We start from the raw sequence: 24590 nt of genomic DNA, 5'->3' as shown, positions 1-24590 counted from the left end.
GCAGCAATTCAAAGTTAAAAACAGAGATTCAAAATAAATAATCTCACAATTAATAAACATCTTAGATCTTAACTATATTGCTTTTTGTTTCTCATGTCTTACGAACCCCTACATCACAAGTATCGTCCGCAAACTTTTGCCCATTTGGTGGGTCAAGAGGCGATCGCGACTACTTTAACTAATGCAATCCAACTAGAAAGGATTGCTCCAGCATACCTGTTTACTGGGCCTAGAGGTACGGGAAAAACTTCTAGTGCGAGAATTTTTGCTAAGTCATTAAATTGTCTTTCTAGTAATGTTCCCACAGAAAGTCCCTGTGGTAAATGTGAAGTTTGCGTGACTATTGCTAAAGGCTCATCGTTAGATGTAATTGAAATTGATGCGGCTAGCAATACTGGGGTGGATAATATTCGGGAAATTATTGAGCGATCGCAGTTTGCCCCCGTACAATGTCGTTACAAAGTTTACATTATTGACGAAGTTCATATGCTATCGACAGCGGCATTTAATGCGCTATTAAAAACTTTGGAAGAACCGCCCGATCGGGTAATTTTTGTCTTAGCAACTACTGACCCCCAAAGAGTTTTACCCACGATTATTTCTCGCTGTCAAAGATTTGATTTTCGCCGCATTCCTTTACAGGAAATGGTAGAACATTTGTGGCAAATTGCCAGTAAAGAAAACATTAATATTACTAAAGAAGCAGTTACTTTAATTGCCCAAGTTGCTCAAGGTGGGTTAAGAGATGCGGAAAGTTTATTAGATCAGTTAAGTTTATCTCCGGTACAAGTGACAGTTGAAATTGTTTGGGATTTAGTGGGTGCGGTTCCCGAAAGAGATTTAATGGAGATGGTAGAAGCGATCGCAACTGACCAAGCTACCCAAGTTTTAGAAATAGCCCGTCGCCTCATGGATAGAGGAAGAGAACCTTTAATCGTGCTGCAAAATTTAGCTAGTTTTTATCGGGATTTGTTAATTGCTAAAAGTGCGCCCAATCGTCCAGATTTAGCAGTTGTCACTACTCCCACCTGGGAAAAAATGTGTGATTTCACTGATTTAGAAATCCCCGAAATTTTAGCAGGACAAAAATTACTCAAAGATAGTGAATTTCAGATTAAAAATACAACTCAACCTCGCTTGTGGTTGGAAGTTACCTTATTGGGATTGTTACCTTCGGCAATTAAGCAAACAACACAACCTGCCACTAATTCGGTAATTTCCCAAAATATAAAACCTGTTAATACAAATCAGAATCTCTCTAAATCAACTTTGCCAAAACCGCCAATTCCAGAAGATTCAACTTCTGTACAACCTTCGGTTAAATTCGAGAATATTCAACCAAATCAAGAAGTTAATCATTTAGTTACTGAAATATCTGAAACTGCGAAAGTTGAACCAAAAGCAGAAGTTTTTCAACCCGTGAATCTTTCGGATCGAGAAAATAACTTAGAACAAATTTGGCAACAAGTATTAGAAGATTTACCGATCGCAAGTAAAGCTCTTTTTACTCAACATGGATGTTTATTAAGTTTAGAAGAATCTCAAGCTCAAGTAGGAATTAAAACTGCTAATTTACTGAAGATTGCTCAACCCAAAATTCCCTCTTTAGAAACTGCATTTCAGCGAATTTTAAAGCAGAAAATTAAGGTAAATTTGAAATTAATTACGAATCAAACTGCTAATCATCAAGAGACAAATATTAATCATAAAGAAGTCGAAATTTCTTCTGAGAACAAAACTGATACCAAACCAATTAATATTCCCAATGATTTTTCCCCAACTCCGGCAAAAGTCGATCGAGAAACACCTTTACCAGAATCAAAACCAACTCAGCGAAATGTAAATAAACCGGAGAAACCGCCAGAAACAAGCCCTATAGAATTAGCCAAAAATGCCGAAGCAGAAATGCTAAAAAAAGCAACTCAAAGCTTAATTAATATTTTTAATGGTGAAAGTATCGAATGCCCAGAAGATCTGGAATTAGCAGATACATTACCAGAGAAAAACAATTTGCGATCGGCCTCAGAAACAGCCAACTTTGACACCACAATGGAATCAGAAGAAGACATAGAAGAGGAAGAAGAGGATTTTTAGAACACAGAGGAATGGTTAAATTTAACTTTCCCAGTCCCCATTCCCCAACCCCCAGTCCCCTTCTACCGCTTATTCTGCCTCAGAACCTTTATGGACAGTTTTCACCCATTTTAGTCGTTTAGGTAAAACGGACATACGGGCTGTAGTACTAGCCATCACAACGATCCAGTGAAGCATATAAAAAGTGCCACGAATGGTATCGAGCAGAGTCAAAAACAGGTTGGGAATAGTGACTTTCTGTTTCTTAACGCGCCGTAAACCGCTAAACATGGCGATAAAAGACATTGTGAGCATTAAAGCTGTGACTGGGCTAAACACAGGCATTCGGTTGCGGGCGATCGCCATCACAAAATCTGGTACTGCTGCTGTGGGGAGAAAATATTGGATGATCCAAAACATGAACATATCCCAAGATTTCCGCCAACTCATGCGACCAGCAAAAATGGGTCGCCAGTAGTCCAGATAACGTTGATAACCGCCTTCTGCCCAACGGTTGCGCTGATGCCAGAGAGCGATCGTACTCGTCACCCCTTCCTCTTCCACTGCCGGATCGATGACAAACTCAATATCCCATCGATCGAGATGCAGACGAATAGTTAAGTCAAGGTCATCAGTAATCGTTTCCTCATTGAAACCACCACAGAGTTCCAAGGCAGAACGACGAATAAACTCACCATTTCCCCGCAGTTCGCCAATGCCACCAATAGCGATCCGCTGTTGTTGGAAATAACTATCCAATGCCATCTCCGCCACTTGACCCACTGTGAGAAAATTGACATCGGGGTTAGAGACCGCCTTTTGCACTTGGACTGCGCCCACCTGTTCTTTAGTAAACACAGGGACGACGCGCCGCAGCATATCTTTGGGTACTTGAGCATCAGCATCAAACACAGCAATAATATCGCCACTAGTCAGAGGCAACACTTGATTTAATGCCCCTGATTTACCGCCTTTCGCACCAGGCGATCGCCGGAATACTTTCAACCGATCGTATTTTTGCGTCAGTTCCTTGAGTACCAGTGGAGTTTTGTCCGTGCTGTTGTCATCAATTACCCAAAGTTCATAACGGTAGCTAGGATAATCCAAACTACAGAGGGTATTCACCAAGCTCTCAATTACAGCCTCTTCATTTTTAGCTGCTACCAGCAAAGAGACGTAAGGCCAAGAATCTTGGGTTTCGGCAGACAAACACTCAGGTAAAGTGTGGGGACGGGCACGCAAAACACGGATGGCATGAATTCCCATCAAGGTTGTTAAACCTAAGATGAACCAACTACCCCAAGAAAGTAAATGCAGGGCAATGGTGCCACTCCAGACGATCGTCAGGACGATCGCCGCTTTCCGCCTGCGTCCGCCATATCTTTGGTTAGGTGTCTTGTCAGATTCCTCTGGTTGAGAGATCTCAGACAGCAACGAGCTAAGTTCGTCAAGCTCATTGTAGGAATTGTTTTCGGGCCAGGAATTCGCTGGCATATTTCAATTAATTCAACCACCAGTACTTATTTACACCTTTCCAGAAGCTCGGTATTAAATACCACCCAACCGTACAGCTTTTCCAAACTAATAGTTTGTCCTGAGACAGACGGCGTGCTTCTACCACTTTTAGCTGGCAATACAAATCGTATAATTTCCCAAAAATTGGGACACCAGTATGGGCAAAATGATAACAAGGTAACAACAGTTTGTCATCAGGAGAAATCTAAATTACGGCATCTACCGCCTAAAAGCAAGGATTTTTGGTGGTCTCCGGCTCCCCATAAAGGTTTATGCAGCCTTATTGTATCTAAGATTGCTGTATTAATTAGCAGCTGCCACTATTAATTTGGTCGGTAATTTGGTGATTCCGTTGGGTAAATTAGGGAATAATACGATCGTGTAAGACATTGCCAAACAGCAGCGAAAGGGTAACTTTTATGGATATCATTGAACAACTGCCCCCTCCTAATTCCCAAAGAGTAAATGTTTATATGCCATACTACACAGGCAATAAGCGAACTTGGCTACCCAAGGCGATGAGCTTGTATGAAAAAGGCGTACTCGAAGGCAATCGCAAAATTGAAGGTGGCGAGAATATTCCTTTTGTGGCAACTTGGAGCGTGGCTGCATTACCAGCAGATTTAACTCGTTGTCGGTTGCAGTTTGATGGCAATGCAGAACTCAGCTATGAGATGACTTTGGCAAATAATGAATTTGTTAACTTTCTCATAGAAGTGATAATGAATTTTAAGTCCTCACGGACGATCGACTTTTCCAAGAGTTTCTACCGGAGGCTATTGCGCCTGGATGAGTAAAAGTTTGGAAAAGCCACCTTATTTAGATGAATTCAGGAGCTAGGGTGTGCCAAAATTCACGAAATATTTGCTGATTGGGTCAACAGAATCTTATAGTGGCAAGTCAGCAGTAATATTGGGGCTTGCCCATCAGTTAAAAGAAAAACAACTGGATATTGCCTACGGTAAGCCTCTGGGAACTTGTTGGAATGAGCCACAGACAGATGCGATCGAAGAAGATGTAAAGTTTTTGGCGCAAAGCATCAACTTGCCGTCCGATCGCATTAGGCAAACTCTGTTCTTCCTCACCGAAGATGCTGTCGCTAAACGCATCAGAGGGGAAGATCGAGTAGATTACCATGCGGAATTGACAAAATATCTGGATGTGACTAACGGAGAGTTGGTGTTGCTAGAAGGCCCAGGTACTCTAGATGAAGGCAGCTTGTTTGATTTGTCTTTACTGGATGTGGCTAATACTATTGATGCCTCTATCCTGTTAGTGTCTCGTTGGCAGTCTTTACTGTCGGTACATAAGTTATTAGCAGCGAAGCGTCTGTTGGGCGATCGCTTATTGGGCGTTGCCCTTAATGATATTCCCACAGAGCAAATGGAAATGGTGGAAACAGAAGTTCGCCCGTTTCTGGAACAACGTGAAGTTCCAGTCTTAGGTATTTTGCCTCGAAGTCCTTTACTCCGCAGCGTCAGTGTTAAGGAATTAGTCAAGCAATTGAAGGCTGACGTTTTGTGCCGTACCGATCGCTTAGATTTACTAGTAGAAAGCTTGACAATTGGGGCAATGGATGTTAATTCAGCACTAAAATATTTCCGTAAAGGGCGGAATATGGCAGTGGTGACAGGGGGCGATCGTACCGAAATACAACTAGCCGCATTAGAAACTTCCACTCAATGCTTGATTTTAACCGGGCATATCCCGCCTTCAAATTTGATTTTAAGTCGGGCTGAAGATTTGGAAATCCCGATTCTTTCTGTGGATCTCGATACTTTAACAACTGTGGAAATTATCGATCGAGCTTTTGGTCAAGTGCGTCTCCAAGAACCGATCAAAGTTGAATGTATTCGTCATTTAATGGCAAAACACTTTGATATTAATCGGTTGTTAACAAAACTCGACTTACAACCAGCAGTGACTTTACCCTAACCAAGTCAGAGTGCGCTGAATTTTCAATTGTAGGGGCGGGTTTAGCAGACAATTGTATGAGCAAAGCAGAAGAGCTAACAACAAAACCCGCCTCTACAGAAGCCTCTCTGCCTCGATCGACTCTAATGAAGTACTCATCTCAACACTTCTGTTAAAATAACTAGGTCGTTGTGTCTTCAACATTAATCCTTGAGTCAATCGCTGGACATTCCTAAATTTGATGAATTAGTCCAAGAACTAGCGACGATCCAACAAACAGGAGCAAAAAGAATTGCTCTGTTAGGTTCGCGTCATGTTCCTATTACCCATCAGCACTTAATTGAAATGATGAGCTACGCCCTGGTTTTGACAGGGAATAGATTACTCACTTCCGGTGCTACTGGGACAAATGCCGCTGCTATTCGCGGCGCAATGCGGGCAGATCCCAAATTGTTAACGGTGATTTTACCCCAAAGCTTGGAAAGACAACCTCAAGAATCTCGCGAGTTGTTGAAACAGGTAATGCACTTGGTAGAAAAGCCGGAAAATGACCATTTATCTTTGGGTGAAGCTAGTGCTCTCTGCAATCAGGAAATTGTTTCCCGATGCCAACAATTAATTTGTTTTGCTTTTCACGATAGCAGGACGCTTTTAAAAACCTGCGAGGATGCTGAGGAGCAAAGAAAAGTAGTCACTTTGTTTTACTTTGATTAAAGTGTGAATCTGGGAAATAAGTGAGGACTGATGAGGTTATTACCAATGTCAGGATCGATAACTTTTCTGTATTGCATTGCTGTAGCTATTGTTTTAGTTTATGTTCCCTTTTTGCTAGTAGCTTATGCTCGATTCAATTTGGGAACAGAAGCTTTAGCAACTCCTAGAGCTATGGTTGATAAGTTACCTGCTTATGCTCAACGTGCTACTTGGGCGCATCAAAATAGTTTTGAATCTTTGATGGTGTTTGTTCCAGCAGCATTAATGGCATACATAACAGGTGTGAATTCGACTCTGGCAATATATGCTGGGTTAACTTATTTGGTTGCCCGGTTGCTTTACTCGGTGTTTTACATTTTGAATGTACCGCTGTTGCGATCGCTCATGTTTGCGATCGCAACTCTTTGCAGCGGCACTTTAATTGTGTTGAGTCTTTCCCAGGCTAGATGAAATTACTTTTGAGGTAATAGGTAATAGGTAGGACAATTAGCAATAACAAATCTCTGGCAAACTTTAGATTTGAAATTCAAATTAACCACCAATTACCAATTACCAATCATCCCCCATTACCGTTCAGTTAGGTGTTATGGCCTCCACTTATTCGTTTGATATTGTTAGTGACTTTGATTACCAAGAATTAGTAAATGCGATCGATCAAACTACTAGGGAAATTAGTAGTCGCTATGACCTGAAAGATACGAAAACCACAGTAGAATTAGTTAAGGAAACGATTACTGTGAACACGGATAGCGAGTTTACTTTAGATGCCGTCCATACAATTTTGCAAACAAAAGCAGCTAAACGAAACTTATCTTTGAAAATTTTTGATTACGGCAAAGTTGAAGCAGCTAGCGGTAATCGAGTTCGCCAAGAAATTACCTTGAAAAAGGGCATTAACCAAGACATTGCTAAACAAATTAGCAAGTTAATTCGCGATGAATTTAAGAAAGTGCAAGCTTCGATTCAAGGCGATGCGGTGCGAGTTTCTGCCAAAGACAAAGACGAATTACAAGCAGTTATTCAGCGTTTGAAGCAGGAAGATTACCCGGTAGCCTTGCAATTTACTAATTATCGCTAATATTTAAAGTTGGTTGGGTATGGCTTCCCAACTAACTACAAATTGAAGTTATGGCTAGTCCTGAGAAGATCGATCGTCAAAGAGAACACCAAGCCAACGAACGCACGTTTTTAGCTTGGTTAAGAACTGCTATTGCCTTAATAGGTTTTGGTTTCGCCATTGCCCGTTTTGGCTTATTTCTCCGACAAATAGAAGTTTCATTTACCGGGAAAAATACTGTTCCTGATTCTTTTGTTAATTCTCAAAATTTAGGGATTAGTTTAGTAATTTTAGGAGTAATTGTCATTGGTTTATCTGTATGGCGATATAACAAAGTTCTCCGGCAAATTGAAGATGCTAACTATAAACCTAGCCGTTTAATGGTGTGGTTAACTGCTGTAATTGTCATGGTTTTAGGATTACTAAGTATTCCTTTTTTGTTGTTGCGACATACGCCTCCTACTAAGTTAAATCCTCCAAAGAAGAAAACAAATGTTTCCTCTTTAGTAAAAAAGCTATCAGTTCTTAACGCAAAGTATGATTATCTTTTTTTGAACCGCAAAGGACGCAAAGGACGCGAAGTAAGAATTATTTTTAACAGGTTGGATTTTCATAATAAACAATAAACCCCGCCTGAGAGACGGGGTAACTATTGAGAAATAAAAAGATATTCTAGATATTCGCAAGAACTTGCTTGGCAGCTGCTAAAGTGCGATCGATATCTGCATCCGTATGCGCCAAAGAAGTGAACCCAGCTTCAAATTGCGAAGGTGCCAAATAAACACCACGTTGTAACATTCCCCGATGGAAACGACCAAATTTAGCTGTATCCGACTTTTTGGCATCCTCATAATCATGTACTGGCCCAGCAGTAAAGAATAAACCAAACATCGCGCTAATGTGACCCCCGCAAACCCCATGACCAGCATCTTTGGCAATTTGCAACAAGCCATCAGTCAGTTTTTTGGTAATATGTTCTAAATACTCGTAAGTGCCGGGTTTTTGTAGTAATTCCAGAGTTTTAATTCCCGCAGTCATTGCCAAGGGATTGCCAGATAAAGTCCCCGCTTGGTACATTGGGCCAGCAGGTGCCACCATAGACATGATATCCTGTCTGCCACCATAAGCACCCACTGGCAAACCACCGCCAATAATTTTACCCAAAGTGGTTAAATCGGGAGTAATGCCAAATTTTTCTTGTGCGCCACCGTAAGCAATGCGAAAACCAGTCATTACTTCGTCAAACACTAGCAAAGCACCATTTTCTTGCGTAATTACCCGTAACCCTTCCAAAAATCCGGCATCTGGAGTAATAAAACCTGCATTACCGACAACTGGTTCCAGAATTACTCCGGCAATTTCACCAGGGTTTTCGGCAAACAAAGCTTTTACAGCTTCTAAATCGTTGTAAGGTGCGGTGAGAGTGCTGCTGGTTGCAGCTTTGGGAACGCCGGGGGAGTCGGGTAAACCAAGGGTAGCAACGCCGGAACCCGCCTTCACCAAAAACATATCGGCGTGTCCGTGATAGCAACCTTCAAATTTAATTACTTTTTCACGTCCGGTAAAAGCACGCATCAAACGCAATACTGCCATGCAAGCTTCGGTTCCAGAGTTGACAAACCGCACCATTTCAATACTAGGAACGGCATCAATTACCATTTCTGCCAGGACATTTTCCAGTACTGAAGGTGCGCCGAAACTGGTGCCTTTTTCTAAAGCTTCGTGCAGTGCTTTAATTACTTCGGGATGCGCGTGACCGCAGATTGCTGGCCCCCAAGTTCCTACATAATCAATGTATTCATTTCCATCGACATCCCAGATGTAAGCGCCTTTAACATGGTCAAAGACGATGGGTTGTCCTCCCACTGATTTGAAAGCACGTACAGGAGAACTCACGCCTCCTGGCATGATTTTCTGTGCTGCTGAAAATATTTCTTCTGATTTGGTGGTTTTAAAAGAGGTGGTCACCAAAGCTGTCTCCTTAATTGTAAGTCTTTGCTTGACTTGGTTTTAAGTCTGTCTCAAGATAGGCGCAACCTGTGACTGATAATGTTACCTTCACGTTACCCCCAATCTACCTGTAAACCAAAAATGTTATATAAGAGCAATCAAGATTTACCAGCAGATGTGCGCGATCGCCTTTCTGAAGCTGCACAAGAATTATACCGAGCAGCGTTCAATTGCGCTATTCATTGGTACGGTGAAGAGTCAAAAGCTCATCAGGTTGCTTGGTGTGCTGTAAGAACTCAAGCCGCAAATATTTATAGTAACCTGAGTGAGGGATCAAAACCTCTGCTGGTGTAAGAAGGCTCCAAGACAAAAGGCAGAAGGCAAAAGGTAAAAATTCTCCTTGTCCCCAGTAGTAGGGGCAATTCATGAATTGCCCGTACCCCAGTCCCCAAAAATAAAATTTTTGCGTCAAAACCAGCTACAATAAGCAATCTATTCTGCTTTTGTGACCGAAGTTTATGGCTGCTGATTTAACGGCTCTTAACCAGTCTATCCCGATCGAGCAAATTCGCTATGACGAGCGTGGATTAGTCCCAGCTATTGTTCAAGATTACCTTGATGGTACTGTTTTGATGATGGCTTGGATGAATCGGGAATCTTTAGCCAAAACTTTGGAAACTGGTAGAACTTGGTTTTGGAGTCGTTCTCGATCGGAATTATGGCCTAAAGGAGAAACTTCTGGTCATATTCAAAATGTAAAAAGTATGCGTTACGACTGCGACAGCGACGCATTACTAATTACTGTGGAACAGATTGGTGATATTGCTTGCCATACTGGAGAACGCAGTTGTTTTCATCAAAGCAATGGCTCGAAGATTGCGCCACCTGCTGATACTTTGTCGCAGGTGTTTGAGGTGATTTGCGATCGTAGAGATAATCCCAGTGAAGAGTCTTATACTTGTAAGTTATTTGCGGGTGGAGATAACAAGATTTTAAAGAAAATTGGCGAAGAATCCGCTGAAGTGGTGATGGCTTTTAAGGATGATGATAAAGAAGGTATTGCTGGAGAAGTTGCCGATTTATTTTATCATACTTTGGTCGCTTTAGCGCATCATAATGTTGATATTAAAGCGGTTTATCGGAAGTTGCAGGAACGGCGGAGATAGGTTTTTTGCTGTTACTGGGATTGTAGTTTGCAGATGGCTTTGAGTACTTGTAGGATTTGGGGGGTGCGATCGATCTCCCACAAATTTAACAAAGGCATTAAGAGATAAGTTGGCGGATTTCCTGACTGAATATACAGGAATTGATAGAGATCTCCATTAGTAGTTAAACCCCAGACAGAGCCTTGATGTCCTAAGCTTTGGTAGGCATAAGTAAGCAATTGTGGTACACCAGCCGAAGGAGCAACACTGCTATTTTTAGATTCAATTACCAAGAGCCAAAAATTTACATCAGTAGCAGTTTGAATACTCTTATTAACTGCTAAAATATCTAATCTTCCAGTAATATTTGTATCCTCATCTTCAATCTGAATTTGAGCGATATTCTCTTCCAAACCTATTTTAATAGGAGAACGGTAAAAACCAGCCAAACGCAATAAAGGAAAAGTAGTTAACGCTTTTACCAATCCTTCTCCAACTTTACTTTCTAAAAAATAGTTACGATAATCTTCTACAATTTGCGAAAGTTCCTGCTGTTCAAACTCCGTTAAAGGTTCCAGATTTAATAAATGTGTAAATGAACCATGCAACTGCATCTGAAAACCGAAGATACGTTGCACATCAGCTAAGGTTAATTCTTTAGCGTTGCGAGTGTTTGTCATAGCTTTGTTACAATTTTAAAGAACTAAATTCTAACTTACAGATAGCTTTAAGAACTTGCAGCAACAATACAGATTGCTGAGAGTAGAATAAATCTAATCTTGGCATGATTAACTGGTAAGTTGGCAGATTTCCTTGTTGAATCAACACAAACAAATATTGCAATCCATTAGTCACCATTCCCCAAACTGATGGTTGGCGTTCTAAGCTATTGTAAGCATAAGCAAGCAACTGCGATAAACCTTGAAGAACATCAACTCCCAGTTCTTTTGATTCAATTACCAAAATCCAAAAAGGTACATTATTAGTCGTAAAAATATTCCTGTTAACTGCAACAATATCAAAACGTCCAGTAATAGTTGTATCTTCATCTTCAATTACAATATTATCGATACCTTCTTCCACATTAATTTGGATTGGGTAATGATAGAAACCAGCTAATCGCAGTAAAGGAAAAACTGTGAGAAGTTTTACTTGTCCTTCTGAAGCTTTTTTCGCTCTCACGTAAGGACGAAAATCATCGCAGATTTGGGCAATTTCTTGTTGTTCTAAATCAGTTATTGGTTCGAGGGTTAATAAATCTGTAAACGAAACTTCATCTAGTTTTTCTGCTAAATTAAGCAGACGATTAACATCATTGAGGCTTAGGTTTCTAGCTCTTAAGGTTATCATGGTTTTGACTGCCGTTTGTTTTAGGTTAATATCAGTTCATATTGCAATACAATCAACTCATCTGCTTTCAAAATAGCCATTGCATATTCCTGCCCTTGGTTATCAGCAAATTCTACTAAATATTTGCTTTCATTTTCAGAATTGTATACTTCAACAACCGTCCCAACTAACCCAACGGGTAGACTGTTTATAGAAGTATACTCAGGTTCAACTAAAGTTAATCTTTCAGCAGAAATTGGATTGAGGAGAGCGACAGTATCAAAATTTTGGATTTCTTTCATATTAGTCCTTAATGAAGGCAGAAACTAAACGAGGATTTGGGTTATTTGATGTAATTTCCCAAATGGTACGAAGTTCAATATTTGTATTTGTTACAATCCAGTCTACTTTGAATAATTGACCAAATTCAGTGGCGCTTTGTTGAACTACTTCGCCTTCAATTGCGGCTAATTGAATAAGTTTATACAAAACATTTGCATTTTGAATTGTAATTCCCAATGCAGACTGAAAAACTCTGGCTTTATGTTTCCCTTTGCTATGATTCGTATTTAAACAATAACCTGTTAACTTTTGCATGGGAATTTCGGCTGAATCACCGTTCGGTAATTTCATAATAGAGTGGATGCCCTGACTAATTTTATTTTAGCGGTATTCAGCTAAATAAACGGACAGGATGCCCATACCACAAGATATAAATTTTCTTGTAGGATGGGCATCTTGCCCGTCATTTTAAATTGTGAAAGATTTGATCTATTTCATTAACAAAAAACTATTTAGTAGTAGGCTGGTTCAATGTATCTAGGGTTGAGCATCCGACGAATTTCTTTTACCTCTTCACGAGAAATACCGAGCTTATCTGCCATTCGGTTATGAAGGAATAATTCTGATGAATCAATTACTCTATCAGCAATAGCGATCGTCCAAGCTGCACATAATATTAGGCAATGCTTCAATCGCTCATCATCACTTTGGCTACAATTTTTTTCCCGATACTCCTGATCAAAAGGAATACCTGCTTGCATAATCTCGTCAAAGCTTTGGTGTTTATCTCTGGCTTTATAAACCTTTTTTTGTTCTTCTTTTCTGATTCCAGAAGTAGTTATTAGTCTATCTATAGTATCTACTTCCTGGTATGTTAATTCACCATCTATCCAAGCCATTGGTAAGGCAGCAATAATAATGTCTGCTAAAAACCTACTCTTCTTAGCAGCTTGCTCTTCACTACTCCAATTTTTCAAACCGCTGTAAACTCCTATAGTTGCCAGTACTCCTAGTCCAATCGGAGTAGCAACCGTAAGTAATGTGTAAGCTGATGCACCAACAACTATACCGCCCGTTGACATTCCCAAAAAACCTTGTATAGTTGTCCAAACACTAGCTTGTACAAATACTGATGAAGCAACTGCTGAAGTTCCAACGCCAGTCAATGTTCCTAAAGTTGCTCCTGTACCAGCATAAACTGCTTCTTTTGTCCAATCATCACTTTGGTTTAATAAATCTGCACTTACATTTTCATAATCTGTAACTGCTCTTTTATTAAGATATATTGTTAGTCCCTCTAATTCGTATTCAAGGTTTTTTTCAAATGATTTATCGTTGAAGTTGATATGTTTTTTACTACCTTCTTCAAAGATTTTCTGGGTAGCTTCGTTAATAGTTGTTGTAACTTTTTCCCATGATTTGCCAAAAATACCCTTCAAGCTCTTAATATCAGCAGTTATATCCTCCACAGAAAAACCTGCTCTCTTCAGCTTTTGTAGGTAATAATCTTTATTCATGGCAAAAATTATATCTAAAACGCCCAGTGCAACCGCAAAAGTAAGAGCAGCAGCTATGGGACTAGTAATAGCACCAATTAAAGGTACAGCTGTCAAGGGTACAACTCCATAAGCCATAAAAGTTAAAATGCTGCCAATTACTAGGAGTCCTGCGGTAAGAATTTTTCGCTCTTTAGAAGATGGATCGGTATCTGAGTATAAAATTTTTAGCAGTCGGATATAAGTAGGAATTTTAGGAATGCGAGTCACAGTGAATTTGATAACCTCGGTCAATATAGGAACTAAAAGACCAAAAATAGTGGCGAGTACAGTGAAAATAAATTGAATTGGGATTACAAAAGGGAAGAGAATAGGCATAGCAAATTACCTGAACTAATTTATTCAGTGAGTTTCAAAATTTTTGGTTTGGTTATTTTGGGAAATACTTAATATTTCTCTATTGGCAGTGTAGTAAAATTTAACAAGTAATAGGAACCGGAAAACTACTTAATGAGACAAGTGAGTTTTCTTGTTTGTACTAATTATTTTCCGTAAATATACTAATTTTGCTTGTATAGTTTAATAGTCTTATCTTGACTACCACTAGCAATGAAACTGCCATCAGAAAAGATCGCAACACAACTAACTAAATCTGTATGACCAACAAGCATTGCAATTTCTTTTTCATTACTAACTTGCCACAATTTTACAGTTTTATCCCAACTTCCACTGATGAGAATTTGACTGTCGGGGGAAAAGGTAAGTGCAGAAACTAACCAAGGATGTCCTGAAAGAATAGAATTGCATTGCCAATTTGTGGTATCCCAAAGGCGAATTGTTCTGTCTTCGCCGCCTGTGGCTAGTAATTTGCCATCGGGACTAAATACGATCGCTCTAACTCCCCCAGTATGTCCAACCAAAGTACAAATTAATTCAAATTTTATTAAATCCCAAATTTGCACAATCCGATCGGAACTTGCACTTGCTAATAGAGGGGAGATTGGACTGAATGCGATCGCATTTATCCCTAATTTAGCTCCCGATAATGTGGTTATCTGTTCTCCTGTTTCGGGATGCCATAATTTTACAGTTTTATCTGCGCTACCACTGGCAATAATTTGTCCGTCAGGACTGAATGCTAAAGCGTTGACAGAGTTATTATGACCGACTATTGTGTGAATTTCTTCGCGTTTTTGTAGATCCCAGAGCTTAATTTGGCGATCGCTACTTCCGCTTGCTAATATGTTCGGGGAATGGGGATGAAAAGCAACAGACTTAACTTTTCCTGTATGACCTTTTATGGTATAATCTTCTTTAATTGTGCTGATATCCCATAAGCAAATTGTTCGATCGTCGCTGACACTGGCAAGCATTTTATCATCAGGAGAAAGAGCGATCGCATTAATCCCAGAAAATATCCCTCCATCACCGACAAGTGTGGCGTAAGTTTCCCAAGTTTGTGTCGGAGGAGGTACGGAAATCGGGATTTTTTTACCTCTGAGTTTTTGCATTTCGGTGAGTGCAACTTCAGCAGAAGGAAATCGCTTTTCTAATGAAGGTTCGATTAAGCGATCGAGAATTTGCGCCAAATCATATTCTACAGAACTTGTCAAATCTGACAGCCAATAATTCCGCCACACCCAACAGTTATTCGCTAAATCGAACAGATGAAACGGACGAATTCCTGTTAGTAAATTCAGGCAAATAACCCCTAAGCTGTAAAGATCGCTGCTGAAAACTGCCTCTCCTCTCACTTGTTCTGGTGCAGCATATTCAGCACTACCGATCGTCGTTTCTGGCACAACAAAGGAAGTTTCTGTCACCAGTTTTGCTGCACTAAAATCAACTAAAAATAAATCATTTAACGATTTTCTTTGAATAATATTCTCAGGTTTAATATCGCGATGGATGATTTGATGGGAATGAATGAACTGGAGAACGGGAAGTAAATTTTCTAAAATTTGCCAGACTTCTGCGGCACTAAATTGACCCTTTTCTCCTAAAAGTATTGCTAAATTTTTTCCGGTTATGTATTTTTGGACGAGATAGAAATAGCCATTTTCAGCAAAACTTTCTCTAACAGCAGGAATTTGGGGATGTTTGGCTAACTCTTTTAATTTGTCGATCGCATCTCCCCGATCGAGAACTTGCCAAAATTGTTTGATAACACAAAGAGTAGGAGAATTTTCAGCCAAATCAAAGGCTAAAAATGTTTGTCCAAATCCTCCCCTACCCAAAACCTTAACCGCACGATAGCGGTTTTTAAGAAGCAAAGTAAAGCCACAAAATTGACAGGTTAAAGAATTGCGATCGTAATTTTGTGGCTTATTACAACTAGGGTTGAAACAAATTAAATTTCCGCCTTCAAGACTCATCTTTCTCCCAACGACTAAAGTCGCGGGCTATACAAACAAAACCTGCCTTCGCAGGTTAGAAGTCCGCGAAGGCGGACTTCGTTTGTGTAGACGCGGTTTTAACCGCCCTTTTCTAACTCATCTTCTACTTGGGTAATGACGATCGAATTCTGACCATTACTTTTACCATTACTTTGCAATTCTTTAGTTTGATTCCACAACAACATTCCCATCAAACCATCAACTAAACCTGCACCTTGGCTATTACCGCTAACAGCTACATCGGGAACAACTCGCACGTTGCGATCGCCAATTACCTGCATTAATTGTAACGCCGTGTAAGATTGCGAACCCAAAGCATTTACACCAGCTTGATAAGCATCCGCTTTCGCTTCTCCTGTGACGCGAATCGATTCCGCTTCCCCATGCGCTTCATTAATTTTTGCAGTCGCATGGAGTTCCGCAATTTTAACACCTTGTTCTGCGGTAACTACTTCTTTTTGAATGTCCGCCAAAGCAGTTTCTCTGACTAATTCTTGACGCTGGGATTGTGCCGTGCGCTGAACTTCGTAGGTTTTTTGTTGTTCTTCGGCAATTTTGCGATCGGTCAAAGTTTGCATTAATTCAGCTGGTGGTGAAATCAAACCGATCAGGCTATCAACCGCTTGCACATCATAAGCACGCAACGCTTGTCGCACGTATTCGGCTGCTTCTGTTTGGCGTTGAGCGCGATCGACCAAGAAATCCAAAATAGTATATTCTTGTGCAGAATTGCGGAAATAATTACCTACAATTGGACGCAAAACATGATCTACCAAATTCTGCATCGAACCCAACCGCGAAATTACTTTTGGTGCATCGATAGCCGCAACATGAATGATTTGAAAAACTTCTAAATCGAATGTAAAACCATCAAAAGAAAGCAACTTCAAAGCAACCAATTTAGAATCATAACCATGTTCTCCGCTGAGTCGCGCCGTAAAATTCAACACAATATTAGTTGTAGGAATTAATTCCACTTTCATAATTTTTGTGTTGAGGGGATGTTTACCAGGATATAAAGGTTCAACCCAAACGCCTTTATCTCCTCTATTAACTAAATTTCCGTGAGTAAAAGATTCGCCGCTGATATCTTCGTGCGATCGACCCACAAACGAAATTACCACGCCTACATAACCGATCGGCACTTCCGTCATCGGCACTTGTTCCACCTTCACAAACCAAGGATTAAGATTCCAAGAACCTGACAGAATTACTTGTTCCTGCAAACCTCTCCGTCCGCCACCATTGATAAAACTTTGTGCTTTTTGGAAGTTATCATGTTGGGGAATTATAGGCCCAGCAATTTCACCTTCTTCAATGGGAATACCATCTAAAGTAGAGACAATTCCCACTCGTTCTGGCTCAACTTTGTAGAGTTTAAGTTGCTCCGGTTTCATGCCATGTTTACTAGCATTAGTAGAAGTAATTACCTCAAACAAAGCTGTATTAATTCGATAAGTTCCGGTAGTCATAACAGCCAACTGCCGACCTTTTTCGCCTCCATTAGTGAGGAACTTGCGAGCATTCTGAAAATCATCACAGTCAATGACTTTGCCTAAAATTCTATTAGGTGGAATAGTTCCCCCATCATTAGCAACAATTAAACCGATTTCATCTTGAGGAATAGCGATCACTTGCTCTTTACGAATGCTATATTGCCAAGGGAAATAACCAAAATGCCATCCCGGTGGCAGAGTATCTGCTTGCAACCCCGCTTCACCATTCAGCGCAATTAATTTACCTGCTGGCAAACTTTTAGAAGCAAATTTTTTGGTGATAATTCCTACTTCTTTTTCCCCAATAACTATCAATCCCAAAATCCAACCAATATTGGGTAAGAAAATCAGAATTACTACAACTCCTCCTACCGCATAAATCCAAATTGGCAAACTGAAGCCGAAATCAGCTTGCATAGATTGAACTTCTTGTGATTTGGGTTGTTCTTGGTTAGTTTGGTAAGGGGGGTTTGAGGCGATCGCACCTACTGGAATTCCTGCCACCAACAAAGATGCTACCAAAGGTAAAAATTTGTTAAAAACTTTGAAACGAGACATATATCTTCAATCTCCAATAAAAGTGGAAACTTGTCCACTTATAAACTGATACAATGCCAGTCCTACTGTTTACTGAAGGACTTAATTAAGGATTGGGAAAGAGTGAGAAAAATATGCAATCTTAAGCCTTAAATTAAACTTAAAAATTAAGGCTATTTTTCCAAGACCGAGAAGTATAAAGTAAATTCTAGCCTAACAAATTTTCCCAATTTGTCCATAGCAGCCTCTCAGCCGCTAAATTGTAGCAAAAGTCACAAAAAACTTAACAAAAACATTAAAATATCTAAAATCCGGTAGGAAAGATCGGATTTTATGGCATGATTGCAAAGTAAATGATTTTAGCGGTTTCAGCGCAGAGGAAACCTATTATGGCGCTTAGACTAGGCGACACCGTTCCCAACTTTACTCAAGCTTCCAGCGAAGGCGAGATCAACTTTTATGACTGGGCTGGAGACAGCTGGGTTGTCCTGTTCTCTCACCCCGCAGATTATACACCAGTTTGCACCACCGAATTAGGCGAAGTCGCCCGTCTCAAACCAGAATTCGACAAGCGCAACGTAAAAGTATTAGCGCTGAGCGTGGATGATGTAGAATCTCACAAAGGCTGGATTGGCGACATTGAAGAAACTCAAAGTGTAAAGCTGAACTATCCAATTCTGGCAGATCCAGATAAGAAAGTTTCAGACCTTTACGACATGATTCACCCCAATGCTACCAACACGGTAACAGTTCGGACAGTTTTTGTGATTGACCCCGAAAAGAAACTGCGTTTGAGCTTTACCTATCCTCCGAGCACTGGAAGAAATTTTGATGAAATTCTGCGGGTAATTGACTCTTTGCAACTGACAGATAATTACAGTGTAGCGACACCTGCTAACTGGAAAGATGGCGAAGATGTAGTAATCGTACCATCTTTGAAAGATCCCGAAGTTTTAAAAGAGAAATTCCCCAAAGGATACGAAGAAGTTAAACCTTATTTGCGGATGACTCCTCAACCAAACAAATAATTTTTAGTTTGGCTGAAGTTTGCATTTGAATTTAGATCCCCGACTTCTTGAAGAAGTCGGGGATCTGAGTATATAAAATGTTAGGTAAGCAATTGAGGTTAATTAACTATGCTTTCCGAACCAATTGTATTAAAACTACCTCCCGAATTGCGAATGACAGATGAGCAATTCTTTGAATTTTGTCAAATAAATCGAGAATTACGAATTGAATGCAATAAAATAGGAGAGTTACTGATTATGCCACCCACAGGCTCAGAATCAGGTAATAGAGAAGGTAACATATTAGGGCAACTTTGGGTATGGTCAGAACAAGATGGTACAGGTATAACTTTTAGTTCTAGTGCTGGATTTACTTTATCAACAGGTGCGAAACGATCGCCCGACGCATCTTGGATAAAATTAGAAAGGTGGAATAGTCTAACCCCAGAACAGCAACAAAAATTTGCTCCAATTTGCCCAGATTTTGTAGTAGAATTAAGGTCGCCTTCAGATAATCTAAAACCTCTGCAAGAAAAGATGGCAGAATATATGAGGGAACCAGGAATACAGTTAGGTTGGTTAATTGATAGAAAAAATCGAACAGTTTATATTTATCGCCCAAATCAAGAAGTAGAAATTTTAGATAATCCAGCAACTATCAGCGGAGATCCAATATTACCTGGGTTTATTTTAAACTTGAATAAAGTTTGGTAAGTTGAGAGAGGAAATAAAGAATGCTTTCCGAACAAATAGTATTGCGGATGCCGCCAGAACTGCAAATGACAGATGAGCAATTTTTTGAGTTCTGTCAGGTGAATCGAGACTTACACATTGAACGGAATAAGTTTGGAGAATTATTAATAATGCCGCCGACTGGTTCAGATTCAGGAAATCGAGAAGCTAGAATAATTCAGCAATTGATGAATTGGGCAGATGAAGATGGTACTGGGATTGCGTTTTCTTCCAGTGCGGGATTTACTTTATTGACGGGCGCAGAGCGATCGCCCGACGCATCTTGGATAAAATTAGAAAGGTGGAATAGTCTAACCCCAGAACAGCAACAAAAATTTGCTCCAATTTGCCCAGATTTTGTAGTAGAATTAAGGTCGCCTTCAGATAATCTAAAACCTCTGCAAGAAAAGATGTCAGAATATATGAGGGAACCAGGAGTACAGTTAGGCTGGTTAATTGATAGAAAGAATCGAACAGTTTATATTTATCGCCCAAATCAAGAAGTAGAAATTTTAGATAATCCTGCAACTATTAGCGGAGATCCAGTTTTGCCTGGATTTATTTTAAACTTGAATAAAGTTTGGTAAGTTGAGAGAGGAAATAAAGAATGCTTTCCGAACAAATAGTATTGCGGATGCCGCCAGAATTGCAAATGACAGATGAGCAATTTTTTGAATTCTGTCAAATCAACCAGGATTTACGCATCGAACGCAATCAATTAGGAGAATTAATAATTATGCCACCCACAGGTGGAACTACAAGCAATCGCAATTTTAGTATAGCTGGGCAATTATATGTTTGGTCAGAGCAAGACGGAATGGGTATTTGTTTTGACTCCAACGGTGGTTTTAAATTATCTACAGGTGCAGAAAGAGCACCCGATGCTTCCTGGATGAAACTGTCCCGCTGGAATGCTTTATCACAAGAAGAACAAGATAAATTTGTGCCAATATGTCCAGACTTTATAATCGAACTCAGGTCGCCTTCAGATAATCTGAAACCTTTACAAGAAAAGATGGCAGAATATATGAGGGAACCAGGAGTACAGTTAGGTTGGTTAATTGATAGAAAGAATCGAAAAGTTTATATTTATCGCCCAAATCAAGAAGTAGAAATTTTAGATAATCCAGCAACTATCAGCGGAGATCCAATATTACCTGGATTTATTTTAAATTTGAGTAAAGTTTGGTAGGAATATAGGTCAAAATTTTTAAAGGAGAACTAAGGTAAATTTAAAAATGGACATCAAAAACGGGTTTATCGGTACTGTTGGCAACACACCGCTAATTCGGTTAAATAGTTTCAGCGAAGAAACAGGTTGCGAAATCTTGGGAAAAGCAGAATTTCTCAATCCAGGTGGTTCCGTGAAAGACCGCGCCGCACTTTATATTATTAAAGAAGCAGAAGAGAAAGGCTTACTTAAACCGGGGGGTACAGTTGTTGAAGGAACTGCGGGAAACACAGGTATTGGACTAGCGCATATTTGCAACGCCAAAGGTTACAAATGCCTGATTATTATCCCAGACACCCAATCTCAGGAGAAAATGGACGCATTGCGGACATTAGGTGCAGAAGTTCGTCCCGTTCCTGCCGTACCTTACAAAGACCCGAACAATTATGTTAGACTTTCCGGCAGAATCGCCTCGGAAATGGAGAACGCAATTTGGGCGAATCAATTTGATAATCTAGCGAATAGACTTGCCCATTACGAGACTACTGGAAAAGAAATTTGGGAGCAAACAGAGGGAAAAATTGATGCTTTCACTTGCGCCACAGGTACGGGTGGAACTTATGCGGGAGTGTCGATGTTTCTTAAAGACCAAAATCCCAATGTTAAAACTATTTTGGCAGATCCAATGGGTAGTGGATTGTACAGTTATGCCAAAACTGGCGAAATTAAAAGCGAAGGAAGTTCTATCACAGAGGGAATTGGTAATAGTCGGGTGACTGCTAATATGGAAGGTGTACCCATTGATGATGCGATTCGAGTTGACGATCGAGAAGCGATTCGAGTAATTTATCAATTATTACGAAAAGACGGTTTATTTATGGGAGGTTCTGTAGGCATTAACGTTGGCGCAGCTGTCGCCATTGCCAAAAAATTAGGCCCCGGACATACAATAGTAACAATTCTCTGCGATGGTGGTTCCCGCTATCAATCTCGATTGTACAATCAAGAATGGTTAGCCTCAAAAGGATTATCACCAGATTAGTGATTACCGATAAACATCTGCGTTAATCTGCGTTAATCTGCATTCATCTGCGTTTAAAAAACCAGATTTTCGCATCCCAGCAAACACCCCAATAAAAATCTGCGTTCATCTGCGGTTAAAAAATGAAAATTAACGCACTAGCATCTTACCAAACAGGCGAACCCTTAAAAGATTACAGCTTCGATTCTGGAGAATTGCAAGACTACGACTGTTTAATTAAAGTATTAGCTTGCGGCATTTGTCACTCAGACATTCACATGATAGATAATGATTGGGGAAACTCGCGTTATCCGTTAGTTCCCGGACATGAAGTGATTGGGGAAGTGGTAGAGTTAGGTTCGCAAGTGAGACATTTGAAAATTGGCGATCGCGTTGGTGTAGGATGGCAAATGTCATCCTGCTTGCAATGTCCCGATTGTCTCAAAGGTAACGAAAATCTTTGCGACCAAAACCAAGGTTTAATTGTCAGTGGATATGGCGGTTTTGCTGATTACCTAAAAGTAGACTCGCGCTTTGCTTTCCATATTCCTGAAGGTATAGAAACGGAAGCAGCAGGGCCATTACTCTGCGGAGGGATTACAGTATATGCAGGTTTGCGCTATGCTGGGATGAGTTCCGGTCAAGAAATTGGCGTAATTGGCATTGGCGGACTGGGACATTTAGCGGTGCAATTTGCTAGTAAATTAGGCAATAGCGTCACCGTTTTCACTACTTCTCAAGATAAAGCAGAATTCGCTCATCAACTAGGTGCTAATCATGTAGTTGTCGTTCCTCCCGGAGAGTCGCCACCACCACCAACTCGCCTGCTTGACATTATTATTAGTACAGTTCCGCAATCATTAAATTGGTCAGCTTACATAGAATATCTCAATTCGGACGGAACTTTAACTTTAGTTGGGGTTCCCGATGCACCTTTGACGATACCGCTGTTCCCTTTACTGATGAAGCGCCGTCGAGTGATGTCTTCTCCAATTGGTGGAAGAGGGATGATTGTGGAAATGCTTTCCGTTGCCGATCGCTTCGGAATCAAGCCTATCATTGAAACCTTCCCTTTGCAACAAGTAAACGAAGCAATGCAGAAAGTCCACGATAACAAAGTTCGCTATCGCGCCGTCCTCAAAGTTAGCTAAAAAAGGTAAAGGTACGTTGTTGCGCTTTAGCGCTTCTGAGTTGTAATAACAGCGCTAAAGCGCAACAACATACATTTATAAAAGTCTATTGAGAAGAATCACGAGTCAAAAACGGAACTTCGACAACTTCACCTTCGACTTCCCCAACTCGCACTTTTAACCCTTCTCCACCAGCTTTTGTTCGCACATAACCTAACCCAAAATAACCCTTCTCAGTTTCGGTAAAACTCGTCAGTTTTCCGACTTTTTCATCTTCTAAATTTATCGCACTTCCAACTTCTACAGGCGCAGCTAAACGAATCCCCCAAAGTTGCTGTTTCACACCTTTATAAGTGTTCAATCTGGCAATAGTTTCCTGACCAATATAACATCCTTTAGTGAAAGAGATTGTTTGCCACAAACCCGCCTCTAAAGGATTATAATCATCTGTTAATTCTTGGTCTGGAATAGGTCTTCCTTGGGTAATTCTTAACTGTTCCCAACCTTGTTCGCCTAAAGGAACTGCACCTAATTCTACTAACTTTTTCCATAACTTCGCTGCATATTCAGCAGCCACAATTAAAGTATATCCGGGAATTGCTAAACCACTGCCAACAGCAACTCGAAATTCAATATCTTCTAACTTAAATAACTGGTGATTACCATAAGCTTGATTAATAATCTCTTCTGCACCCAATTTTTTAACAATTTGCTCGCTCTCAGGCCCAATTAAACTAAAAGTAGCAGTATCATTAGTAATATCTTTTAGTTTCACCTTGTCAGCAAAAAAGATGTATTTATCCATCCATTGCAGCAAATATTCCCGACGATTGGGCGAAACTAAAAGTAACACTGAATCTTCCAAAATATATGCAGTTACTAAATCAATAGTTCTGGCTGTAGAAGAAACAAAAACTGTATCACAACCTGCGCCTGGTTTAAGAGATTGCAAATCATTTGTGGTTTGATTGTGTAAAAAGCGCGATCGATCCTCATCGCTAACTAGAATTCTACCCCAATGCGTGCGATCGCACAAAGCCACCCCTTCCCTAGCTGCCAGCAAAGCATCCAACTCATTCCCAAAACTAACCACTATTCCATCTACAATAATCGCCCCAGCCTCTACTTGAACATCACGTAATTGCATCATCTTCACCTACCTCCCAGATAAAAATTTTACTAACTAACTGGTAAATTTGTAAATATTTCTGCAATTACCCGTTGCGTTTTCGCCTCCAAATTTTCCCAATCTACATCCCCAGTTTCATCAATTAAACTAGTATCAATTTGAACATCTTGGCTTTCTAATTCCGAATGAGTAGGCTGGTACTCCAGAAAACACACTTGAAAGCAAAGTTCCCACAAATTTATAGTAAACTCCTGCTCCTTGTGTTGTAAACGCAGTAGATAGCCTGGATAAGGGTTTTGTACTTCCTCATAAGTACCCTTCCAAGCAGACTGTTCCAACTGTTTCCGAAGATTATCAACAATACGAAGATAAGCGGGCTGCATCAACAACTCAGCTTGCTGCCATGCCACCATATTAGTAATTTTCGGCTTCATTAGCATTGATTTTGATGGAAATAGTCTCTAGACTATCACTCCCCAGAGGGGCATTGTAACCA

General features: G+C 40.2%; 26 protein-coding genes and 1 pseudogene. 15 read left to right on the top strand and 12 right to left on the bottom strand.

The features are described 5' to 3' along the window. Nucleotides 1–93: 93 nt before the first annotated feature. On the top strand, nucleotides 94–2094 hold the full coding sequence (locus tag ACE1CA_RS29015; protein ID WP_413281753.1) for a DNA polymerase III subunit gamma/tau: 2001 nt from the start codon (nucleotides 94–96) through the stop codon (nucleotides 2092–2094). A gap of 69 nt (nucleotides 2095–2163) precedes the next feature. Here ACE1CA_RS29015 and ACE1CA_RS29010 read toward each other — a convergent pair whose 3' ends face one another. Both ACE1CA_RS29010 and ACE1CA_RS29005 read right to left on the bottom strand, forming a co-directional pair. Continuing rightward, on the bottom strand, nucleotides 2164–3567 hold the full coding sequence (locus tag ACE1CA_RS29010; protein WP_413281754.1) for a glycosyltransferase family 2 protein: 1404 nt from the start codon (nucleotides 3565–3567) through the stop codon (nucleotides 2164–2166). Nucleotides 3568–3574: 7 nt separating this feature from the next. Next, nucleotides 3575–3814, bottom strand: a pseudogene (locus ACE1CA_RS29005) (radical SAM protein); the annotation flags it as partial. Between the two features lie 193 nt (nucleotides 3815–4007). Between ACE1CA_RS29005 and ebsA the strand changes: the two are divergent. The 6 genes from ebsA (at nucleotide 4008) to ACE1CA_RS28975 (ending at nucleotide 7899) form a co-directional block, all read left to right on the top strand. After that, on the top strand, nucleotides 4008–4385 hold the full coding sequence (gene ebsA, locus ACE1CA_RS29000) for a type IV pilus biogenesis protein EbsA (protein ID WP_413281755.1): 378 nt from the start codon (nucleotides 4008–4010) through the stop codon (nucleotides 4383–4385). Between the two features lie 46 nt (nucleotides 4386–4431). Continuing rightward, nucleotides 4432–5523, top strand: coding sequence for a phosphotransacetylase family protein (locus ACE1CA_RS28995; RefSeq protein ID WP_413281756.1), 1092 nt, complete (start codon nucleotides 4432–4434; stop codon nucleotides 5521–5523). Nucleotides 5524–5712: 189 nt separating this feature from the next. Continuing rightward, on the top strand, nucleotides 5713–6216 hold the full coding sequence (locus ACE1CA_RS28990; protein WP_413281757.1) for a DNA recombination-mediator protein A: 504 nt from the start codon (nucleotides 5713–5715) through the stop codon (nucleotides 6214–6216). 45 nt (nucleotides 6217–6261) lie between these two features. Continuing rightward, nucleotides 6262–6666, top strand: a complete 405-nt coding sequence (locus ACE1CA_RS28985) for an MAPEG family protein (RefSeq protein ID WP_413281758.1) — start codon at nucleotides 6262–6264, stop codon at nucleotides 6664–6666. 136 nt (nucleotides 6667–6802) lie between these two features. Next, nucleotides 6803–7294 (top strand): YajQ family cyclic di-GMP-binding protein, encoded by a 492-nt coding sequence (locus ACE1CA_RS28980; protein WP_413281759.1) that lies wholly within the window; start codon nucleotides 6803–6805, stop codon nucleotides 7292–7294. A gap of 50 nt (nucleotides 7295–7344) precedes the next feature. Beyond that, a complete protein-coding gene (locus ACE1CA_RS28975) occupies nucleotides 7345–7899 on the top strand; it encodes a YidH family protein (protein ID WP_413281760.1) in 555 nt (184 codons plus the stop codon). A gap of 46 nt (nucleotides 7900–7945) precedes the next feature. Here ACE1CA_RS28975 and hemL read toward each other — a convergent pair whose 3' ends face one another. Beyond that, nucleotides 7946–9244 carry a glutamate-1-semialdehyde 2,1-aminomutase gene (gene hemL / locus ACE1CA_RS28970; protein ID WP_413281761.1) on the bottom strand — a complete coding sequence of 433 codons (1299 nt, stop codon included), beginning with the start codon at nucleotides 9242–9244 and terminating at the stop codon, nucleotides 7946–7948. Nucleotides 9245–9364: 120 nt separating this feature from the next. Between hemL and ACE1CA_RS28965 the strand changes: the two genes are divergently transcribed. Together ACE1CA_RS28965 and hisIE are read left to right on the top strand one after the other, a co-directional pair. Continuing rightward, nucleotides 9365–9577, top strand: a complete 213-nt coding sequence (locus tag ACE1CA_RS28965) for a ChaB family protein (RefSeq protein ID WP_413281762.1) — start codon at nucleotides 9365–9367, stop codon at nucleotides 9575–9577. Between the two features lie 164 nt (nucleotides 9578–9741). After that, the gene (gene hisIE, locus ACE1CA_RS28960) at nucleotides 9742–10389 is read left to right on the top strand and encodes a bifunctional phosphoribosyl-AMP cyclohydrolase/phosphoribosyl-ATP diphosphatase HisIE (RefSeq protein WP_413281763.1); all 648 of its coding nucleotides are present in this window, start codon (nucleotides 9742–9744) and stop codon (nucleotides 10387–10389) included. An 11-nt stretch (nucleotides 10390–10400) separates the two neighbouring features. Here hisIE and ACE1CA_RS28955 read toward each other — a convergent pair whose 3' ends face one another. From ACE1CA_RS28955 to ACE1CA_RS28925, 7 genes are all read right to left on the bottom strand, one after another. Beyond that, the gene (locus tag ACE1CA_RS28955) at nucleotides 10401–11048 is read right to left on the bottom strand and encodes a restriction endonuclease subunit R (protein ID WP_413281764.1); all 648 of its coding nucleotides are present in this window, start codon (nucleotides 11046–11048) and stop codon (nucleotides 10401–10403) included. 7 nt (nucleotides 11049–11055) lie between these two features. Then, a complete protein-coding gene (locus ACE1CA_RS28950; protein WP_413281765.1) occupies nucleotides 11056–11718 on the bottom strand; it encodes a restriction endonuclease subunit R in 663 nt (220 codons plus the stop codon). A gap of 20 nt (nucleotides 11719–11738) precedes the next feature. Beyond that, nucleotides 11739–11999: a DUF4926 domain-containing protein gene (locus ACE1CA_RS28945; RefSeq protein ID WP_413281766.1), complete on the bottom strand. Its 261-nt coding sequence runs from the start codon at nucleotides 11997–11999 to the stop codon at nucleotides 11739–11741. Nucleotide 12000: 1 nt separating this feature from the next. Continuing rightward, nucleotides 12001–12330 (bottom strand): DUF6883 domain-containing protein, encoded by a 330-nt coding sequence (locus ACE1CA_RS28940; protein WP_413281767.1) that lies wholly within the window; start codon nucleotides 12328–12330, stop codon nucleotides 12001–12003. Nucleotides 12331–12491: 161 nt separating this feature from the next. Next, on the bottom strand, nucleotides 12492–13853 hold the full coding sequence (locus tag ACE1CA_RS28935) for a tellurite resistance TerB family protein (RefSeq protein ID WP_413281768.1): 1362 nt from the start codon (nucleotides 13851–13853) through the stop codon (nucleotides 12492–12494). Nucleotides 13854–14035: 182 nt separating this feature from the next. Continuing rightward, nucleotides 14036–15850, bottom strand: coding sequence for a protein kinase domain-containing protein (locus ACE1CA_RS28930; RefSeq protein WP_413281769.1), 1815 nt, complete (start codon nucleotides 15848–15850; stop codon nucleotides 14036–14038). 98 nt (nucleotides 15851–15948) lie between these two features. After that, nucleotides 15949–17925, bottom strand: coding sequence for an SPFH domain-containing protein (locus ACE1CA_RS28925; protein WP_486517576.1), 1977 nt, complete (start codon nucleotides 17923–17925; stop codon nucleotides 15949–15951). Nucleotides 17926–18293: 368 nt separating this feature from the next. On the opposite strand from ACE1CA_RS28925, the gene ACE1CA_RS28920 reads away from it, so the two are divergent. The 6 genes from ACE1CA_RS28920 (at nucleotide 18294) to ACE1CA_RS28895 (ending at nucleotide 22986) form a co-directional block, all read left to right on the top strand. Then, the gene (locus tag ACE1CA_RS28920) at nucleotides 18294–18932 is read left to right on the top strand and encodes a peroxiredoxin (protein ID WP_413281771.1); all 639 of its coding nucleotides are present in this window, start codon (nucleotides 18294–18296) and stop codon (nucleotides 18930–18932) included. 108 nt (nucleotides 18933–19040) lie between these two features. Then, nucleotides 19041–19625 (top strand): Uma2 family endonuclease, encoded by a 585-nt coding sequence (locus ACE1CA_RS28915; RefSeq protein WP_486517575.1) that lies wholly within the window; start codon nucleotides 19041–19043, stop codon nucleotides 19623–19625. Nucleotides 19626–19645: 20 nt separating this feature from the next. Then, on the top strand, nucleotides 19646–20230 hold the full coding sequence (locus ACE1CA_RS28910) for a Uma2 family endonuclease (RefSeq protein WP_486517574.1): 585 nt from the start codon (nucleotides 19646–19648) through the stop codon (nucleotides 20228–20230). Nucleotides 20231–20250: 20 nt separating this feature from the next. Beyond that, entirely contained in the window at nucleotides 20251–20835 is a 585-nt protein-coding gene (locus ACE1CA_RS28905) for a Uma2 family endonuclease (protein ID WP_413280900.1), read from the top strand. A 46-nt stretch (nucleotides 20836–20881) separates the two neighbouring features. Continuing rightward, nucleotides 20882–21856 (top strand): cysteine synthase A, encoded by a 975-nt coding sequence (locus tag ACE1CA_RS28900; protein ID WP_413280899.1) that lies wholly within the window; start codon nucleotides 20882–20884, stop codon nucleotides 21854–21856. Nucleotides 21857–21978: 122 nt separating this feature from the next. After that, nucleotides 21979–22986, top strand: coding sequence for an NAD(P)-dependent alcohol dehydrogenase (locus tag ACE1CA_RS28895; RefSeq protein ID WP_413280898.1), 1008 nt, complete (start codon nucleotides 21979–21981; stop codon nucleotides 22984–22986). An 85-nt stretch (nucleotides 22987–23071) separates the two neighbouring features. Here the strand turns inward: ACE1CA_RS28895 and ygfZ are convergent, their stop codons facing one another. Beyond that, complete coding sequence (gene ygfZ, locus ACE1CA_RS28890) at nucleotides 23072–24115, bottom strand: CAF17-like 4Fe-4S cluster assembly/insertion protein YgfZ (protein WP_459563705.1); 1044 nt, start codon at nucleotides 24113–24115, stop codon at nucleotides 23072–23074. A gap of 29 nt (nucleotides 24116–24144) precedes the next feature. Continuing rightward, complete coding sequence (locus ACE1CA_RS28885; protein ID WP_413280897.1) at nucleotides 24145–24528, bottom strand: hypothetical protein; 384 nt, start codon at nucleotides 24526–24528, stop codon at nucleotides 24145–24147. Nucleotides 24529–24590: the final 62 nt, after the last annotated feature.

This window comes from Floridaenema evergladense BLCC-F167 (genome assembly GCF_041929205.2).
Taxonomy (GTDB): Bacteria; Cyanobacteriota; Cyanobacteriia; order Cyanobacteriales; family Aerosakkonemataceae; genus Floridanema; species Floridanema evergladense.
Note: the sequence above shows the minus strand (reverse complement) of the source record. Positions and strands in the feature narration are given on the sequence as shown.

Coding starts and splice junctions, on each gene's coding strand:
- ACE1CA_RS28910 (WP_486517574.1), top strand. CDS start 19,646: ATGCTTTCCGAACAAATAGTATTGCGGATGCCGCCAGAACTGCAAATG.
- ACE1CA_RS28905 (WP_413280900.1), top strand. CDS start 20,251: ATGCTTTCCGAACAAATAGTATTGCGGATGCCGCCAGAATTGCAAATG.
- ACE1CA_RS29010 (WP_413281754.1), bottom strand. CDS start 3,567: ATGCCAGCGAATTCCTGGCCCGAAAACAATTCCTACAATGAGCTTGAC.
- ACE1CA_RS28925 (WP_486517576.1), bottom strand. CDS start 17,925: ATGTCTCGTTTCAAAGTTTTTAACAAATTTTTACCTTTGGTAGCATCT.
- ACE1CA_RS28955 (WP_413281764.1), bottom strand. CDS start 11,048: ATGACAAACACTCGCAACGCTAAAGAATTAACCTTAGCTGATGTGCAA.
- ACE1CA_RS28950 (WP_413281765.1), bottom strand. CDS start 11,718: ATGATAACCTTAAGAGCTAGAAACCTAAGCCTCAATGATGTTAATCGT.
- ACE1CA_RS28920 (WP_413281771.1), top strand. CDS start 18,294: ATGGCGCTTAGACTAGGCGACACCGTTCCCAACTTTACTCAAGCTTCC.
- ACE1CA_RS28900 (WP_413280899.1), top strand. CDS start 20,882: ATGGACATCAAAAACGGGTTTATCGGTACTGTTGGCAACACACCGCTA.
- ACE1CA_RS28965 (WP_413281762.1), top strand. CDS start 9,365: ATGTTATATAAGAGCAATCAAGATTTACCAGCAGATGTGCGCGATCGC.
- ACE1CA_RS28980 (WP_413281759.1), top strand. CDS start 6,803: ATGGCCTCCACTTATTCGTTTGATATTGTTAGTGACTTTGATTACCAA.
- ACE1CA_RS28985 (WP_413281758.1), top strand. CDS start 6,262: ATGTCAGGATCGATAACTTTTCTGTATTGCATTGCTGTAGCTATTGTT.
- ACE1CA_RS28975 (WP_413281760.1), top strand. CDS start 7,345: ATGGCTAGTCCTGAGAAGATCGATCGTCAAAGAGAACACCAAGCCAAC.
- ACE1CA_RS29015 (WP_413281753.1), top strand. CDS start 94: ATGTCTTACGAACCCCTACATCACAAGTATCGTCCGCAAACTTTTGCC.
- ACE1CA_RS28930 (WP_413281769.1), bottom strand. CDS start 15,850: ATGAGTCTTGAAGGCGGAAATTTAATTTGTTTCAACCCTAGTTGTAAT.
- ACE1CA_RS28915 (WP_486517575.1), top strand. CDS start 19,041: ATGCTTTCCGAACCAATTGTATTAAAACTACCTCCCGAATTGCGAATG.
- ygfZ (WP_459563705.1), bottom strand. CDS start 24,115: ATGATGCAATTACGTGATGTTCAAGTAGAGGCTGGGGCGATTATTGTA.
- ACE1CA_RS28885 (WP_413280897.1), bottom strand. CDS start 24,528: ATGAAGCCGAAAATTACTAATATGGTGGCATGGCAGCAAGCTGAGTTG.
- ebsA (WP_413281755.1), top strand. CDS start 4,008: ATGGATATCATTGAACAACTGCCCCCTCCTAATTCCCAAAGAGTAAAT.
- ACE1CA_RS28940 (WP_413281767.1), bottom strand. CDS start 12,330: ATGAAATTACCGAACGGTGATTCAGCCGAAATTCCCATGCAAAAGTTA.
- ACE1CA_RS28895 (WP_413280898.1), top strand. CDS start 21,979: ATGAAAATTAACGCACTAGCATCTTACCAAACAGGCGAACCCTTAAAA.
- ACE1CA_RS28945 (WP_413281766.1), bottom strand. CDS start 11,999: ATGAAAGAAATCCAAAATTTTGATACTGTCGCTCTCCTCAATCCAATT.
- ACE1CA_RS28935 (WP_413281768.1), bottom strand. CDS start 13,853: ATGCCTATTCTCTTCCCTTTTGTAATCCCAATTCAATTTATTTTCACT.
- hisIE (WP_413281763.1), top strand. CDS start 9,742: ATGGCTGCTGATTTAACGGCTCTTAACCAGTCTATCCCGATCGAGCAA.